This window comes from Acidithiobacillus ferridurans (assembly GCF_003966655.1).
GTDB classification, from domain to species: domain Bacteria; phylum Pseudomonadota; class Gammaproteobacteria; order Acidithiobacillales; family Acidithiobacillaceae; genus Acidithiobacillus; species Acidithiobacillus ferridurans.
On sequence record NZ_AP018795.1, the window covers coordinates 469,862 to 487,120 of the forward strand.

Here is a 17,259-nt window from a genome sequence, read left to right on the forward strand (position 1 = left end):
GCGTTCGTAATTTTTGGAAGCATGAAAGAGGTGAGACATGCGTGTCAGTTTGTCGCCATTGGCGCTATTTTCTTATGTATGGTTACTACAGATTGCGTGTTTCTCCGTAGGAGTTTCCTATATTTTGCTGCGTCTTCAGGATCTGTCTGTTTTACAGATGGCTATCTTTCCTATCTCATGGGTTGCGTTCGCACTTGGCACACTGTTCATTCGCGTTCTTCCTCGGAAAAAAGGCGCTGCAAAGCCTGTTCGCATACTACTTGCAAATGATGGTTATTATTATGTTGCATATCAAATCAGAAAGCACATCAAGTTAATTTTATTGCTAGGCTTAACGGTCGTTGTTTATAATTACTTTATGTTTGGTTATCCGCCATTTGTCGACCTCGTTTTTGGTATTACTTCTAACTATACTTATATGAATTATGGTTCTTTTAAAAATATTATTTTTTCTGTTTTTATGTTAGCACCACTTCTGGCTCTGTATGATAAAGATAATTCATATAAATATGGTGTTGCCATTATATCTTTTGGAATTTTAATGTTATACAGTGCGCGAGGGCCAATAATACAAGGAATATTGCAACTTATACTTGTTGGAGCGATAAAAAATAGAGGCAAGATAACCTTTAAAAATTTTCTTATTGTTTTGTTATCTGCGGTTATTATTATATTCGTAATGGGTTGGATCGGCGCATTAAGGACTGGCACAAACACCATGTATACTGCGCTTCTTATACGTAGATGTTTTTATAGTTGGCCCTCTGGCATAGTTTGGGTATTGGCTTATATTTCCATGCCGCTTCAAAATTTATTTTCGCTAGTGTCCAGTAGTTTTCATAACTTTAAGATGGGCGAAGTTACTCTTTTTACGCTAGTACCTGGGTTCTTGCATCGTTACTTATTTAGTCACTCGGCAGCACAAATATGGAATAATATAATACAAAATTATTTTCCTGATGCGCAAAATACTGTTTCTACATATCTGGGAACTATTTATGTTGATTTCGGATGGCCAGGAGTGCTTGGTTACAACTTTATAATCGGAATGATTAGTTCGTTAATATATTTTTATACAAAACAGAGGAACGATCATTTCGTGCGTATTTTGTATGCCATCTGGTCATCCGGATTATTACTTATGCTATTTTTTAACATGTTTGTTCTACCGTCATTCTTGTTAGAAATTATATTATTGCTAGTGATTTATCGTGGTGTGCGCCATAGGGTAACTTGATTGATTAATGATGCCGGACCTCAGGCGTAAAATAGCCTGATTAGTATGAGTTTCATCTGCATTTTTCGGGTTGGTGCGCCGTTGTGATATAATGGATTGATTATTATAGCATGCGAGATTTAAGTCGTGGTTACATTTAGTCTGAAGAGAGATTTCGGCATGAACACTTCTAAGGTTGTCCCAGTCGACAAATCCTTCATTGTTGCAATAATAGTAACATTTAATCCAGACCTTGTGATATTGTCTGACGTGATAGAGGCGACATGGTCACAAGTCCAGTCGGTGCTCGTTGTTGACAACGGTTCCGGCAACAATATGTCTAACTGGGTGGCATCTTTGGGTAAAGATAATATCCATGCAATTTCCTTGCAAGAGAATCGTGGTATCGCTGCGGCGCAGAATGTGGGAATTCATTGGGCTTTGCAACATGGTAGTGGGTTTGTCCTTCTGATGGATCAAGACAGTATTCCTGAGGAAACTATGGTTAATAAGTTGCTGCTTACTTTTCATGACTTGAAAAATAATGAAAATGAAAAAATTGCAGCAATAGGGCCAAGATTCAAAGATAGCAAGAGTGGGCATCTTTCGAAACATGTTTGCTTCAAAAGGTTTGGTACGAGCCGTATAGCATGCAAGCCAGGAGATCGCGCAGTGCCTGTTGACTTTCTTATCGCATCCGGGTCCCTAATTGAGTCGAAGATTTTTGATACAGTTGGTTTTATGGACGAAGGGTTATTTATTGATCACGTCGATACTGAATGGATATTGCGAGCTAGATCAAAAGGATATTATGCATGGGGCCATTGCGATGCTGCTATGACGCATTCCTTAGGTGAAAGTCGTGTCCGTTTGTGGATTGGTCGTTGGCGCGACATTCCTATTCATAAACCCTTTCGATATTATTATGTTTTTCGCAATAGTATACTTATTCGGCGCCGCGATTATCCGTGTTCCGATTGGCGGCGCGTCGATATGATTAGACTCGTGCAACTTTTTATATTTATGGTCGTATTTCATCCGCACCGTATTCGGACGTTACGCATGATGTTTCTAGGAATAATGCATGGCCTGAAGGGAATTGAGGGGCCGTTGACGAGATGAAAACTGATATTTGTTGCTACAAAGGTGCGCAATGCAGAAACATGTTATTACAGGACGAAAGACTTCGGTAATTGATGGCAGTCAAATCCAATCCACCTTCTTTTTGATATTGAATCAGTATGCATTTTATTAATATCGCATATTATGGTCTAGATAAGGTGGATTTAAGGTCAGGCATATGACATCTCCAGGATCCTTTGCAGTGATCATTCCGACGTTAAACGGTGGCGAAGTCTGGCTGAAATGCCTCAATGCGCTTCGCCAGCAGGTCCCCCAGACCGACCACGTGATGATTTTAGACTCTGGCTCATCGGACGGGTCGGATAAGTTGGCTGAACAAATGGGTTATGAGGTAGTACGCATCGCCAAGAAGGAATTCGACCACGGGGGTACGCGGCAGATGGCTGCCGAACGACTGGCGGCGTTTGATGTGCTGGTTTACCTCACTCAAGATGCTGTGCTGGCGTCACCCAATGCATTAGCGCGGTTGGTGGCGTCATTCTCCGATCCCAACATGGGCACCGCATATGGGAGACAGTTGCCCAGACAGGGATCAAACGCCATCGAAGCTCACGCTCGTCTTTTCAACTACCCACCTCAATCGAACACGCGAACCCTTGCAGATAAGGCGCACATGGGTATCAAGGCAGCCTTCACCTCCAATTCCTTTGCGGCCTACCGCACGGAGGTGCTGTCGGCTGTTGGGGGCTTTCCCAAAAGCCTAATTCTGGGTGAAGACATGGTGGTGGCCGCTCGTATGCTGCAGGCGGGTTGGGCGGTTGCCTATGTGGCCGAGGCCCAGGTGTGGCATTCGCACGCCTATAGTGTGGTGCAGGAGTTTAAGCGCTATTTTGACATTGGCGTGATGCATCAGGACCAGGCGTGGATTCTTCGGGATTTTGGAAAACCAGAAGGGGAAGGTGGACGCTTTGTGCGTTCCGAGTTTGCCTACCTCAAAGATCATGCGCCTTGGTTGTTGCCTTCTGCTTTTGTTCGCACCCTGGCCAAATACCTGGGATACAAACTTGGCCAGCGCTCATTATCGTTGCCCTTATCCATTAAACGCAAGCTGAGTATGCACCGGGGTTATTGGGCTAAGCGCGGGTAGGGTGTGGCTGACGTCTTAATGGACAAGGGGGCGCGGTGAAATATGGTGCTGGCGCGTGCCAAACCCGACACCGCCCGGGAGGATATGAACGACCTGCTGCAACTGGATTTCCGGGTTGCCGAAGGGCCGGAACTGTATACGCTGGCCATCGCCCTTTCCCGGCGATACGGGCATCATCTTTTTGACACTTTGTACCATGCGCTGGCTTTGCTTCATCCCGAAGCGGTGCTGGTAACCGTCGACCGGCGATACTTCGCCAAGGCCCAAACAGAAGGGCGCATTATTTTGTTGGGAGATTTTTAGGAAAATTTAAGTAGCGAACGCTGAGGATCGGATACCGCTATGGGCGAATGCTTGCTTGATGGCTGAGCGACCTGCGTAGCGTTTAACATTAGTCTATCAGTTGCTTGAATATCGTCTTTGCGGAGGATTTTTGCCTATTTCTACCCCTGTGTCGCGTCCCTGGTTGTACGCCCTGTTACCCTTCGTAGCCTACCTGCTGTCTTGGTACTACAACGGGCAGATTATCCCGTTGCTGGCTCTCAGCATGATCGTATATCTTCTATGGGGGGCTTGGGTATGGTGGCCACGTTTGCGCAGGGGCTTGGCCTGGCCGCGTGGTTTTCTGCCAACGTTCATGGTGCTCTGGCTCCTCTGGTTCGGTGTTACGCTGTTCTGGAGCGGTGTACCCTATAGCAGTTGGTTTTATTTCTGGGTTCTGGGGTCTTTGCCGCTTGGGTTCCTGATTTGGGTCACGATGCCCGATGCCGTACAGGAGCGCGCCTGGATCTGGTTATGGTGGGGGGCGATAGCCAGTGCCTGGGTGCTGAGCAGTATGGCGCTTTGGCAGTATTACCAATGGATGGGGCAAGGTATCGGCTGGACAGGTTTGCGCCCCAATGGCCCCTTGCTCGATACGAATAGCTTTGCGGCATGGCTCAATCTGTTGTTCTTTCCATTGCTTGCCGTGTATTTTGCGTATGACGCACAGAGAAAGGTTTGGTTTCTAGGTCGTCAGGTAGATCTTCTCGGGCTTTTTTACCTGGCCACCATCACTGTTGTGCTATTGGCCTTCTTCTCCACGGGCAGCCGGGGTGGTCTGTTGGCGTGGTTGTGTACCTTATCCTTTGCACTGTGGGGCTTCAGGCGACAGGCTGGCTCGTTCCCGCGCTGGATGATGGTCTTCGCCTTGGCCCTGCTGGCCTTTTTGTTGATGAATTATGCAAAAGGCTACGATATTTTGGGCCATCTAGCTCCAGGTTATATCGACCACAACAGCTCTACAGTAGCTCGTGGCCTTATGTGGCTGGCCACTTGGCACATCTTTCTCAGCCATCCCTGGCTGGGCACGGGGTTAGGCAGTTATTTCCTCTACTATCCCGCCTATCGGCTCCCTGGGGAACTGGCATCTGCTGGCACCTACGCACACAACGATTATATCGAATATCTGGCGGAAGGTGGGTTGGTCAATCTGGGCTTTCTGTTGGCTTTTGCCGGTTCGCTGATGTACGCGCTCTATAAGTTACTCTACAAGGCCGGGAAATCCCTGAATCTGCCCGAAGGGCGGCGTCTGGAAGCCCTTGGTCTGGTACTGGGGGTGTTTGCCATTACGGGACATGCCCTGGGGAATTTCATCTTTTATAACCTGCCCCTCAGTGTACTGGCGGGATTATTCCTGGCGCGGGCGTGGCGAATCTATGGCTATCATGGGGAGACTGCGCCGATCTTGCCCCGCATCGGTATCCATCATGGGGCAATTGCCCAGGCAGTGATGGTTGTCGCGGTGGTGGTGGCCTCCTGGAACCTGCTGGCGGACGGCGCGACATTCGCCCTATTCAGCAGTAATGGTTGGCTCAATAAGGTGATTCCCAACAGTAATCAACGGGCGGTGTTTTTACTGAAGGCTGCAGATTGGATCAGTTTGGCGAGACCGCTGGCTACCCAGCCCCATGTTTATCTGGCCAATACCTATCTGTCGCTGGCTGAGCGTGACAAGTCTCTTAATGCACCTCATCGCAAGGCGCTGGTGGAAAGTGCGCTGCAACAATACCGACAGAGTCTGGTGGGCATTCCCCGTCAATCGGGGGTGCTCAATTCCATCGGCAGTCTTTATCTGACCCATGCGCAGTTGCTCGGTCTGAGTCCTGTACAGGCAGAGCGCAAGGCCTTGCTGGCATGGCGCCATGGCCTCGCCATCAATCCTGAGAGCATCAGTTTGCGCAACCAGGTCGCGCAACTGGCTTTCGTCCAGCACGGGGATGTGAACGGAGCCATCGCTTTTTTGCGCGCTGGTTTGCAGCGGCCACTCTTTCCTTTTCCGCGCAGCAACTTGCAGATGGAAATCGCCCTGACCCAGTGGCGTGCGGGGGAAAAGTCGGCAACCATGGCGACACTGGTGCAATTGCTACGGGAGAATCCGGACTACCATCCGGCGATCGCATGGTTATTGTCCATGAAGAAAAGTTGACGGAAGCATGCCCTATTCGTAAAGTAGTGTCAGAACCTATTCCATGAGGTGTGGTTATGAGAACGGTGACTGCCGCAGATGCCAACCGCCAGTTTTCCAGCGTCTTGCGCGGGGTAAGCCAAGGCGAAACCTTCACCGTGGTATCCAGAGGCAGGCCGGTGGCGACCATCGCCCCCGCCAGCGCCGATCACGCCCGGCGCAGCGCGGCAAAGGCCCGGTTGCTGGCCCGCTTGCGCGCGCAAGAGAGGACGGAGGCGCGCGATTGGTCGCGGGAGGAGTTGTACGAGTGACGGCCATGCGGGTCGCGCTGGACACCAATATCCTGGCCTATGCGGAGGGCGCTGGCGACGATGCGCGTTGCACCGCAGCCATCGAATTGATGGAACGGTTGCCCGCTGAAGGGATTTTGCTTCCGGCGCAAGCCTTGGGCGAGTTGTATCGGGTGATGACCAGCAAAGCCAAACGCGATGCCGCCGCCGCCAGGGAGGCCATCCTGGGCTGGGCGGATAGCTTCGAGGTCGTCGATTCCACCTGGGCGGCTTTTCAATCTGCGCTGGATCTTTCCGTGGATCATGGTCTGCAGGTCTGGGACGCTCTGATCCTGTCGGTAGCTGCGGAAAGCCGCTGTCGCCTCCTGCTCAGCGAGGATTTGCAGCCAGGCTTCACCTGGCGTGGCGTGACCGTGGTCAATCCCTTTGCCACGCCCCATGCGCCGCTGCTCGGCGGCATCCTGGGCATCGGTCGGCAGGAAAAATGAAAAAGAAGTGCGGCAGTGCACAGGGAGGCTGGCAAGGAGTAAAGGGTGAGAGTCCCTCACAGTAAGGATTTAGCGAATCACGCGTAAGCGTCTAACCAACCACCCTTGCGGGTTGGTTAGACGCGCACTGCTTTTCGGCAATGATACCCTGGCGCTAGCGGCTGCTTTTTGATTCGGCCGTATCGCCCATGCCATTTATTACGACAGGTGTTCATTTTAGAGGTAATTATGGGACGCTGAAAATAGAAAAGAATATCGAACGTTTATATATTACAATTATTATCCTGATTATAACGTTAAAAATAATAAACGTGTTGCCTATAGATTGGGGCGCTATTTTACTGATATCTATAGTCGCCGTATTCTATATAGTGGGATTTATCCAGTATTTAATAATAAAGTTAATAACTGATTTTATTGACCGGAAAATGGCTAAAAAGATCGGTGACCTATAATGGCGTACCCGACCTTGAGGGGCGATCCATTAAAATCTCAAAGAGCGCCGTTCGGCTCACGATTGCCCAACATCTTTCTTTTTCTGGGTGATGTGATAGCCATGATGGCTTCATTCTATTTCGCGCGGATCTCACATGCATTATATTATAATCTTGATGTTGCATCGACGCTAATTCATTGGTGGGGATCAGAATTCTCGGCAAATATGCTGCTTTTCCCCATGATGGCGTGTATCGCCCTTTCCTGGTTTGTGCATAATGGGCATTACAATCGGGGAAAATCATTCTGGGATGAACTTGGGGAAATGTTTGAGGCTTTAACTTTTCTAGCCCTACTGAACGCCGCTTTTGCGTTTTCTGGCCGACTGCCGTTATCACGGCTATGGTTGTTCAGCACGTGGGCCTTGGCTTTTATTTTAGTTCCATTGACGCGCTTTGCAGTCCATCACCTATTGATAATTACCGGGATATGGCAACGACCATATGTTTTACTTGGAGGTGGCAATAACGCTCTAGAGGCGTCGCAAGCAATACAGAGTGAACCCATCTTGGGCTATCGCTTGAGCGCGCTGCTATTACCAGATGATACAGATGTCAATTCTAATTTTTCTAGCACATTGCCGCGAATACACGTTGGCAATGATCCATTGAGCGTATTGAAAGAACTTGGCAATCCATATTTGGTGGTTGCCCTAGAAAGCGCACAATATGATGCAACCAAGGATATTGTCGAATTGCTGGGACTGAGCTACCCAAACTTAACCCTTGCCCCACCCTTGCGGGGATTACCGCTTCTTGGATTAGAAACCCTGCATTTTTTTAACCATGAGATTGTTATGTTACGATCCAGGGACAATCTATCAAGGCTTGGACCCCGTTTCATGAAAAGGAGCTTTGACATTGTCTGTGCATCCCTGTTAACACTAATCCTCTCTCCATTTCTACTGTTGATAACATGGTTGATTCGCCAGCAAGATAAAGGCCCAGCAATATTTTCGCATGTCCGCATAGGAAAAGACGGAAAAGAATTCGGATGTCTGAAATTTCGTTCCATGGTCATTGATGCAGACAGACGCCTTATTGACTATTTCACACTACATCCAGACGCGAAAGAAGAATATGATCGCACCTTCAAACTGAAAGACGATCCTCGTATCACGGCCATAGGAAAATTTCTGCGCCGAACGAGCCTTGATGAGCTTCCCCAACTTTTCAATGTGCTGAGGGGTGAAATGAGTTTGGTCGGACCAAGACCCGTTACGCAGCTGGAAATTGAAAAGTATTATGGAAATGTTGCGGATACTTACAAAAAGGTTCTTCCGGGTATCACTGGACTTTGGCAAACCAGCGGGCGCAGTGACACCACATATGAACAAAGACTTTACTTTGACTCCTGGTACGTCAAGAACTGGTCCCTGTGGTACGACATCGTCATCCTCCTGCGCACCGTGAAGGTAGTCTTTTGGCGGGAGGGGGCCTATTGATTCCACTGGTAATGACCGCGCAATGGCGATAACCCTCTCTCAGGATGCACAAAAAGTGATGCAGGCGTCGGCCCTCATCTGGACCTGGCATCCCGCCAATCTGACACTCGACGCGCTGGGTGCGCTGAATATGAAGCAAGCCAATGGCAAGGCGTTCACCCATGCGGCACTCGTCGATGCGCGAGGGGAACTCTTTGCCTCCGGTTTGCTGGTAGACCAGATGGTTCGCCCGGGTTACGCCCGGTTGGCAGACTCCGTCCGGCTGAAACAATACCGCGAAGTGCTGAATCGGTTTACCCCCGAAGTTTTGCGTCAATCCCTGATCCGGGTGGTGGAACTGGACACCAAAAGATCCCCTGGCTGGCCCCGCCTGGCGCGGGAAACCGGCATCGCCCTGTTGCGGCTGGGCGTATATACGGGCAGCACCCCGCAAGAGATGGAAACGCTGTGGCGGCAACTGCGGGTCATTTACGCATGGAACGAACTGATTGCCCCGGCCTGCGTTAATGGTTTTGATGCGGACCGGATGTCCGGGGTGGATGCACGGTTTCGCGAAATCATCCTGCACCAGGCGTTCAATGCGTTTTCCCACCAATGGGACGCCGGTGCTCTACCTGCGTTTCAATGGATGATGACGCAACCCAGGGAATCCCAAATGTCCCCGGCGTTGCGCTATCCACTGGCGGAAGCCCTGCTGCATCGTGGGGAACTGGGGCACTTGCGGGACGTGCTCAGAGACGATGAAAATCCTGAGGCCGAAGCCTTGCGTGCTTGTGCACTGGTCCAGGAAGGTCAGTGGGCGGCAGCGCAGAAGATGTTTGAGCCCGCACTGAAAGCCTTGCGGCAGGAAACGGGGGCGCGAAAGCAACTGCTGCCAGAAACCATCCTCTGGATGTATCCGTTGTGCCTGCTGGCCCAGCAAACCCCCAATCATCTGCTATTGGCCCGAAAATTCTGCATTACGGAATCCGGATCACGCAATCCCAGCGCGCTGGATCCCTGGGGTGCGTGGGTGCATGCCATCGATGTGCGCCTTGGGGACGCGGCACTGAACAGCCATGCCCTATTTCACACAGGGTATTCGCCACTGGCTTTGTTATGGTTCGCCCTGTTGCGCGCCTGGTTGGGCCCTAAAGTCGTACCCGCCGTAACGGACAAGCGACAAAAGGACCTTCGTCAGAAGGCCACCATTACAGCGCACGAACAATTACGGGCCTGCGGTTTCACCTGGCTGGACACCCAATTGACGGCAGCCGACGAGGTCTATGCCGGGGGTGAAGCACCGGAAAACTGCTTTATCGGCGGTGGAGCGCAAAGCTGGCAAACCGTTCTCGCCTCCCTGCGGGCATTGGGTGCGCCAGCGGTGGCACCGAACGCCCCGGACAAGGCCACCCGTCTGGTGTGGGCGGTGACCTTGAATGACGACGGTGCGATCCAGGAAATCCGGCCTCTGGAACAAAAACAGGGCGCGCGTGGCTGGGGTACACCCAAGCCCATCACATTGGCCAAACTCGCCAACAGCCAGCGGCTGGAATCCTGGGATGCACAGCTGGTCCTGGCCATTCATGCGCGACAGGGTCGTTCGCGTGACTACTTCATGGATCGGGCCGCTGCCATCCTGGCCCTCGTGGGACACCCTTCCGTGGTGATGTCTGATGCGATGGATATTCCCGTAGATGTAGTTGCAGGCACCCCCGACATTGAGGTCACCCACGACGGGAAGCGATACGTTCTGGAAGTGCGCCCTAACCTGCGTGCTCCCCCCGATGCCCGCCACGGATATTTTCCCGATGGCAGCCTTGAAAAACGGGAGCAGGAAGCCTTGCGTGCCATCACTGTCGTACGCGACTCCCCGCAAAGGATCCGCGTGGTCCAGTTTACCCCGGCCCAGCGCCATGCCATCCAGCTCATGTCCGGTCGTCTCAGCATACCGGATGAAGCGCAGCCTGAACTGCAGCAAACCCTGGAATCGCTGGCCGGTCATTTTCAGATACAGTCCGACCATGCGACGGCCACCCATGAAATGGACGCGGACCCGCATTTGCGCGCCGAACTTTCCCCAGCGGGTGATGGCCTCATGCTGCGCCGGCCCGGCCTTCCGTTTCGCCTGTGGAGGTTCACCTGTTGTCGGGCCGCAGCCTGAAGCTGACCGCTCCGATGGATGCCGGCTGGCTCCAGACGCTGGTCCAGGTCCTGGAAAGCCCATGTGGCTGAGTCCCGGCAGCCGCATCTGGCTGGCGGCGGCACCGGTGGACATGTGTTCCGCAACCGCCGCGGTGATCGGCTCAAGCTCTTGCTCTGGGATGGTCTGGGTTTCTGGCTTTTGTACCGACGCCTGGATCAGGGACGGTTGCATTGGCCCAGGATGGAGAACGGGGCCATAGAACTCTCCACAGCACAGTGGGCGATGCTGGTGGAAGGAAGACCCTGGACGCCGTTACCGGTCCTCAAAGTCTGTACGCCTACCGCCTTGTAACGTATCGCAAATGCTGGCTTCTTGCCAGAGTTTCTGGTAGAATTTGTCCATGAAATCAACGGCTCCCGACGATCTTCCAACGCACCCAGACGCCCTGCGCGAAATGGTCCTGCGATTGCTGCGGGAGCGGGAAGAGAAGGACGCCGAGCACGCCCGGCAGCTGGCCGAACAGCAACGTCTTCTGAACCAAAAAGATTGGTGCCTCACCCTGCGCGATGAGACCATCGCCCGTCTGGAGATGACTATCGCCAAGCTGAAACGCTGGCGATTCGGTCGACGATTGGAAAAGCTCTCTCCCGATCAGATTCTTTTCCTGCTTGCCCCTCTTCCCCAGAGGTAATATTGGAAGATTCTGCCCAATATTGGAATTTCCCAGTACGAGTTCCCTCGCGCGGTGCTGGAAGTCCTACGCGAGCCGTTGGAATCCGGAGAAATCCATATCGCCAGGGCGGCGCGGCGGGCCACTTTTCCGGCCAGGTTTCAATTGGTCGCCGCGATGAATCCCTGTCCTTGCGGCCATCTCGGTGATCCGCAGCAGATTTGCCGCTGTACCCCGGCACAGGTCAGCCAATACCGTAGTCGGCTCTCCGGCCCGCTGCTGGACCGTATCGACATCCAGATGGAAGTGCCCGCCCTGCCGGTAAGCGCCTTACAAGAGGCGGCACAGGGCGAAAGCTCTGCCTACTGGCGCGAACGCATAGCTCAGGCCGTTGATCGCCAGTGGCAGCGCCAGCAGGTGCGCAATGCACAACTTCAGGGCGAACTGCTGGATCAGTTTTGCGCTCTGGATACGGTGGGCACCCGCCTGCTCAGCCGCGCCACCGAGACCCTGCATCTCTCCGCACGCGGTTACCATCGGGTGCTGCGCGTCGCCCGCAGTATCGCGGATCTGGAAGGGAGTGATCCGATCGGTACCCAGCATCTGGCAGAAGCCATCCAGTATCGGCGCCTGGCGCAAACATTGGCCCAATGATCAGTTAAAGAAAATACCGCTGATTTTTATATCGTCGGCCCTTACCCTAGTCCTTATGGATACCCGTGTGGTGCCCAATCGCAAAACTCGCCGAAGGAGGCAATGCCGTCTCTATACGGGCTACGGCCGCCATTCTGGAGAAGTACGCTGCCGCGCGTTGCGGATTTTCCGGAACACCCAGACCCTTCTCATACGCCAGCCCCATATCGAAGTCCGCCCGGGCGCTGCCGAGCCAGGCCGCCCGGCGATACCAGCGCAGGGCCTCTGGCCAGCCTTTGACGACGGTGCTTTCCTGACGGATAATCAGCGGAGAGTAGAGGGTGCCAAGATAAAAGGCCGCATCGGCATTCTGCGATACCGCTGCCTGCCGCAAACGCGCCAGCGCGGCTGGGTTTTGTTCGGCCTGATTACGCAGGGATTCCAGGTCATGCGCCATGGCTGCAAGAGGCAACAGACCAGCTATCAACGAGAGTATCGCACGTAGAAGCACTTCTTCTCCTCCGGCTCATCAAAGGCATTATGATCCCGCATGCTCCCGGGTGGCATGAAACACGATTTTCGGCCAGCGCTCCATGGTGAGGTCCAGGTTCACACGGGAAGGTGCCAGGTAGGCGAGGCGATTCCCCGCATCTTCCGCAAGCTGCTCTTCATGCTTTCGGGTAAATTCGGCGAGCATTTTTGGATCAGCGCACTGAATCCAGCGCGCCGTCTGCACCGTCACCGCCTCAAAAATCGCGTCCACCGCATATTCGGTTTTCAGCCGTTCCGCCACCACATCAAATTGCAGTACCCCCACCGCACCCAGGATCATATCCCCGCCGTGCAGCGGTTTGAAGACCTGGGTTGCGCCTTCTTCCGCCAGTTGCTGCAAGCCTTTTTGCAGTTGCTTGGCCTTGAGCGGGTTCCGCAGGCGCACCCGGCGGAACAGTTCCGGTGCGAAGTAGGGAATCCCGGTGAACTGCAAGGCCTCACCCTGACTGAAACTATCGCCGATCTGAATACTGCCGTGATTATGCAGGCCGATGATGTCACCGGCGAAGGCCTCCTCTACCAGTTCACGCTCCTGAGCCAGGAAAGTAATAGGATTATGCACCTGGATATCCCGACCCAGACGCAACTGTCTGATTTTCATACCCCGTTTGAAATGTCCGGAACAGATCCGGAGAAAGGCCACCCGATCGCGATGCTGAGGATCCATATTCGCCTGAATCTTGAATACAAAACCACTGAAAGCCTCTTCTTCGGGCATCACGGTCCGACCGGTAGTAGGACGGGGGCGCGGCGAAGGTGCCCAGTCGATAAGGGCACCCAGCAATTCCCGCACCCCGAAGTTGTTGATGGCGGAGCCGAAAAATACCGGTGTCTGCTGTCCCTGCAAAAATTCCTCCAGCGAGAAGGGGTGGGAGGCGGCACGCAGCAATTCCACCTGTTCCCGCAACTCGGGCATTTCTTCGGAAAAGCGGCGGTCCAGCTCCGGATTATTGATCCCGGCAATCCGCTCCACCGCCTGCTCCCGGGTCTCCTCCCCCGCAGCGAAGACCAGCACTTCATCGCGTAGCAGGTGATATACCCCGCGGAAACGCTTGCCCATGCCAATGGGCCAGGTGACGGGGGCACACCGAATGCCCAGCACCGATTCCACCTCATCCAGCAATTCCGTCGGGTCACGGCTTTCGCGGTCGAACTTGTTCATAAAGGTGATGATGGGGGTATCGCGCAGACGGCAGACCTCCAGCAACTTGATGGTCTGCGCCTCGACGCCATTGCCGCCGTCGATCACCATCAATGCCGAATCTACGGCTGTCAGCACCCGGTAGGTATCTTCGGAAAAGTCCTGATGACCCGGTGTGTCCAGCAAATTGATGACGTGCTCATCATACTCGAACTGCATGACCGAACTGGCCACCGAAATGCCGCGGCTCTTTTCAATGGCCATCCAGTCGCTGGTGGCGTGACGACTGCTTTTACGCGCTTTGACCGTCCCTGCGAGCTGAATGGCACCCCCGAAGAGCAGGAGCTTTTCGGTAAGCGTCGTCTTACCGGCATCGGGGTGGGAGATGATGGCGAAGGTACGGCGACGCCGAATGGCGTCGGTAAAAGCATTGGCCGGAGCCGCAGCAACAGGGGATAACGACATAAACGATCAACCTTCCTTGAGTTGGTTTGCGGACGGCAGGAGCGACAGGGACAAGACCAGCGCATCCTCCCGACCCTCTCCATTGCGATAATAATTCAGACGCACTCCGATTTCATGAAATCCTTGGGAGCGGTACAGATCCTGCGCACCCGCATTGGACACGCGCACTTCCAGAAAAACCCTTTGCGCACCCAGTTGCCCGGCGCGGCAGAGGAGATGTTGCAGCATCCGCCGCCCGAAACCGCGCCGACGCAGGGCGGTCGCCACGCCGAGATTCAGGATATGTGCCTCGGCCGCGCCCGTGGACAGGACACCAAAGGCTCCCAGCACACCGTCATCGTTTTCCATAATCCAGGCATCATAACCCGCTTGCAGGCATTCGCGGAAAACACCCCGCGTCCATGGCCCCGGGGAGATTTGCGACTCCAGCGCCGCTACCGCGTCCAGATCATCCACCAGCATGGGGCGCAGATTCATTTTACGTTTCCTCTGGCAGGGAGGGGCGGATATAGTGCGGTTCCAACAGCGCCGGGAGAATACCCCGGTCTCCCGACTGACAGCGCGCCTGGGCAAGGCGCAATACGGCTCCGGCCCGGGGAAAACTATCGTCGCTCCAGCCCAGTATCCCCGGACCCTGCCAGCGGGCATGATAAACGTGCCAACCCGTACCGAGCCCCCACCACTGACCCTCCTCTGGCCAATCCACGGCCTCAGGTGCACAGACTTTTTCGGCGCCCCTTAACCGGGGAATCCCTTGCGCGTCCTGAGCGAACACCCCGCTATAGACTTCTCCTTTGCGTGCATCCAGCGCCGCGAGTACCAGTGGTTGGGGTACCGTCGCCGCCAGTGCCTGCAGACTGGAAACGGGATAAACCGGCAGCCCGCGTGCCATTGCCAGTGCCTGGGTCGTACTGACACCGATGCGCACCCCGGTGAAGCCTCCTGGCCCCACCCCGCAAGCGATGGCCCCTATATCGGCGAGGGTCATGCCGACCCGATCCAGCACCCGCTGAATCATGGGGAGCAGCAACTGGCTGTGGGCATTCACCGCCACGACAAACTCTTCGACCACCCCGGACGAGGTGCTGACGGCCACTGAGCAGGCCTCAGTAGCGGTGTCCATGGCCAGAAAACGCGGCAGTCCCATCAGGCTTCTCCCCGCCAGAACGCATGGATCGCGTCGAGGCTGGAAACACGCCGCATAGGCGGCAGACTGTCGAGGAAAATGCGCCCGTACCCCTTGCTGCGCAGGCGCGGATCGCAGAGCATCAGCACACCGCGATCCATCTCCGAGCGAATCAGCCGCCCTACACCCTGGCGCAGGGCAATCACCGCCTGAGGAATCTGTAACTCGCGGAAGGGTTCACCGCCCGCCGCCTGACACTGCTCCGTGCGGGCACGCAGAATCGGATCAGAGGGATTGGCAAAGGGCAATTTGTCGATGATGACACAGGAGAGGGCCTCGCCCTGCACGTCCACCCCCTCCCAAAAGCTGGCCGCACCCAGCAGCACCGCATTACCCAAACTGCGAAAACGGTCCAGGAGACGGGGGCGCGGCATGCTCCCCTGCACCAGAATGGGGAAGGACAAGCGCTGCGGCAGGGATGCTGCCGCCTCCTGCAAAGCGCGGTGACTGGTGAAGAGGAAAAAGGTCCGTCCGCCACTGGCCTCGATGACTGGCGCCGCCGCGTCCAAGCAGGCCCGTGTATAGGAAGGATGACCGGGTTCCGGCATCAGAGGCGGCAGATAGAGCAGGGATTGCCGCGCATAATCAAAGGGCGAGACTGCTGTAAGGGTGCTCACCGCCGTCAGACCCAGAGCACGTTCAGTACTGGCGAAACTGTCACCTACGCGCAAGGTCGCACTGGTGAGAATGACACTTTCCACCGGTTCCAGCAGGTGCCGCTGCAAGGGCGCCGCCACGTCCAGGGGAGTGGCATGGAGCTGCACCGTGCGCGCTTTCTTCTCCTGCCAGAACACCATGTTCGGGGCGTTGTGCGCGGCAAAGAAATCTACCGTCGCCAGCAGCACCACCCCACGCGCCGCACATTGTTCCAGGCCCTTGCCGCGCGCTGCTGCGGCACTCAGTGCCTGGCCCAGTTCCGCCACCGCCTGACGCAAACGGGCGAAGGCAGAGCCTTCCGCACTATCGGGATTCAAAGCCCAGGAGCCACGCTCGTCACCCGGACCGAGAACCGTCCGCCACGCCGTCGTTTGCGTTTCCACCTGTGCGGCTGCTGCAAGCAAACACTCATCATCCCCCGCTTCGGCCAGAGTTTCGGCGCGGCTATCTCGCCCCCAGTCCCAGAGCTGATGGCTACTCAGGTGCTGACCGAAATAACGCCCGGCCAGATCCAGCACTTGATGGGCCTCATCCAACACCATGGCATCGACTCGCGGCAACAGGTCCCCCATACCGTTGGCCTTCAACGCCAAGTCAGAAAAAAGCAGATGATGATTCACCACCAGAATCTCCGCCTCCTGAGCCTGGCGCCGCGCCTCGACGACATGGCAGCGCCCATATTCTGGGCATTCACTGCCAGGACAGTTGTCTCGGGTCGACGTTACCAGAGGCCAGACCGGCGAATCTTCGGGCACCGAGGTCAACTCACTGACGTCGCCCTCCCGCGTTCGCCCCGCCCAGTCGGCCACCCGCGCCAAAGGTGCCACCAAGGCTGGCGCCACGCCCTCGGCACTGAAGCGTTGCAGACGATACCGGCAGAGATAGTTGGATCGCCCCTTGAGGCGACTCACGCGCAAGGGCTTTCCCATCGCCCGCAGCAGAAGCGGAATGTCCTTCTCCAGGATCTGATCCTGCAGCGCCTTGCTACCGGTAGAAACCAGCACCTTGCGCCCGGAAAGCATGGCGGGCAGGAGATAAGCGAAGGTTTTACCGGTGCCCGTCCCCGCCTCGATCAGCGCCACCCCGCCGTCGCGCAGGGTATGGGCCACCTGCGCGGCCATAGCCTGTTGCTGCTCCCGTGCCCTGAATTGCGGCAACGCCCGCGCCAACGCGCCAGCCTCGCCCAACAGCACAGACCAGTCCTGGCCTCCCCCAGTCACG

16 protein-coding genes and 1 pseudogene are annotated in these 17,259 nt (G+C 54.9%); 12 read left to right on the forward strand and 5 right to left on the reverse strand.

All coding sequences use genetic code 11. From position 1 onward, the window contains the following. The first annotated feature begins 37 nt into the window (after positions 1–37). From AFERRID_RS02320 to AFERRID_RS02380, 12 genes and pseudogenes are all read left to right on the forward strand, one after another. Positions 38–1,237 carry an O-antigen polymerase gene (locus tag AFERRID_RS02320; RefSeq protein WP_126604298.1) on the forward strand — a complete coding sequence of 400 codons (1,200 nt, stop codon included), beginning with the start codon at positions 38–40 and terminating at the stop codon, positions 1,235–1,237. 159 nt (positions 1,238–1,396) lie between these two features. Continuing rightward, a complete protein-coding gene (locus tag AFERRID_RS02325) occupies positions 1,397–2,338 on the forward strand; it encodes a glycosyltransferase family 2 protein (RefSeq protein ID WP_126604299.1) in 942 nt (313 codons plus the stop codon). Between the two features lie 178 nt (positions 2,339–2,516). After that, positions 2,517–3,446 carry a glycosyltransferase family 2 protein gene (locus AFERRID_RS02330; protein WP_126604300.1) on the forward strand — a complete coding sequence of 310 codons (930 nt, stop codon included), beginning with the start codon at positions 2,517–2,519 and terminating at the stop codon, positions 3,444–3,446. Positions 3,447–3,488: 42 nt separating this feature from the next. After that, positions 3,489–3,749, forward strand: coding sequence for a PIN domain-containing protein (locus AFERRID_RS02335; RefSeq protein ID WP_226833112.1), 261 nt, complete (start codon positions 3,489–3,491; stop codon positions 3,747–3,749). A gap of 130 nt (positions 3,750–3,879) precedes the next feature. Beyond that, positions 3,880–5,913 (forward strand): O-antigen ligase family protein, encoded by a 2,034-nt coding sequence (locus AFERRID_RS02340; protein ID WP_226833110.1) that lies wholly within the window; start codon positions 3,880–3,882, stop codon positions 5,911–5,913. A 56-nt stretch (positions 5,914–5,969) separates the two neighbouring features. Then, a complete protein-coding gene (locus tag AFERRID_RS02345) occupies positions 5,970–6,203 on the forward strand; it encodes a type II toxin-antitoxin system Phd/YefM family antitoxin (protein WP_126604301.1) in 234 nt (77 codons plus the stop codon). A gap of 5 nt (positions 6,204–6,208) precedes the next feature. Further along, positions 6,209–6,670, forward strand: a complete 462-nt coding sequence (locus tag AFERRID_RS02350; protein WP_126605662.1) for a PIN domain-containing protein — start codon at positions 6,209–6,211, stop codon at positions 6,668–6,670. A 454-nt stretch (positions 6,671–7,124) separates the two neighbouring features. Then, positions 7,125–8,609 (forward strand): undecaprenyl-phosphate galactose phosphotransferase WbaP, encoded by a 1,485-nt coding sequence (wbaP, locus tag AFERRID_RS02355; protein WP_126604302.1) that lies wholly within the window; start codon positions 7,125–7,127, stop codon positions 8,607–8,609. Between the two features lie 22 nt (positions 8,610–8,631). After that, positions 8,632–10,752 carry a hypothetical protein gene (locus tag AFERRID_RS02360; protein WP_126604303.1) on the forward strand — a complete coding sequence of 707 codons (2,121 nt, stop codon included), beginning with the start codon at positions 8,632–8,634 and terminating at the stop codon, positions 10,750–10,752. A 63-nt stretch (positions 10,753–10,815) separates the two neighbouring features. After that, entirely contained in the window at positions 10,816–11,085 is a 270-nt protein-coding gene (gene tnpB, locus AFERRID_RS02370; RefSeq protein ID WP_197722471.1) for an IS66 family insertion sequence element accessory protein TnpB, read from the forward strand. Positions 11,086–11,134: 49 nt separating this feature from the next. Next, positions 11,135–11,392, forward strand: a pseudogene (locus AFERRID_RS02375) (IS66 family transposase); the annotation flags it as partial. 60 nt (positions 11,393–11,452) lie between these two features. After that, positions 11,453–12,058: an ATP-binding protein gene (locus AFERRID_RS02380; RefSeq protein WP_269149225.1), complete on the forward strand. Its 606-nt coding sequence runs from the start codon at positions 11,453–11,455 to the stop codon at positions 12,056–12,058. A 46-nt stretch (positions 12,059–12,104) separates the two neighbouring features. Here the strand turns inward: AFERRID_RS02380 and AFERRID_RS02385 are convergent, their stop codons facing one another. From AFERRID_RS02385 to AFERRID_RS02405, 5 genes are read right to left on the reverse strand one after another with little or no spacing between them, the layout of a single operon-like run. Beyond that, positions 12,105–12,548 carry a tetratricopeptide repeat protein gene (locus AFERRID_RS02385; protein ID WP_151528248.1) on the reverse strand — a complete coding sequence of 148 codons (444 nt, stop codon included), beginning with the start codon at positions 12,546–12,548 and terminating at the stop codon, positions 12,105–12,107. Between the two features lie 27 nt (positions 12,549–12,575). After that, entirely contained in the window at positions 12,576–14,195 is a 1,620-nt protein-coding gene (locus AFERRID_RS02390) for a peptide chain release factor 3 (RefSeq protein ID WP_126604305.1), read from the reverse strand. 6 nt (positions 14,196–14,201) lie between these two features. Continuing rightward, positions 14,202–14,672, reverse strand: a complete 471-nt coding sequence (gene rimI, locus AFERRID_RS02395) for a ribosomal protein S18-alanine N-acetyltransferase (protein ID WP_126604306.1) — start codon at positions 14,670–14,672, stop codon at positions 14,202–14,204. 1 nt (position 14,673) lies between these two features. Further along, positions 14,674–15,342: a tRNA (adenosine(37)-N6)-threonylcarbamoyltransferase complex dimerization subunit type 1 TsaB gene (gene tsaB / locus AFERRID_RS02400; RefSeq protein ID WP_113526512.1), complete on the reverse strand. Its 669-nt coding sequence runs from the start codon at positions 15,340–15,342 to the stop codon at positions 14,674–14,676. Next, positions 15,342–17,258, reverse strand: a complete 1,917-nt coding sequence (locus AFERRID_RS02405) for an ATP-dependent DNA helicase (RefSeq protein ID WP_225981807.1) — start codon at positions 17,256–17,258, stop codon at positions 15,342–15,344. Before AFERRID_RS02405 ends, tsaB begins: the two co-directional genes overlap by 1 nt. Position 17,259 lies beyond the last annotated feature (1 nt).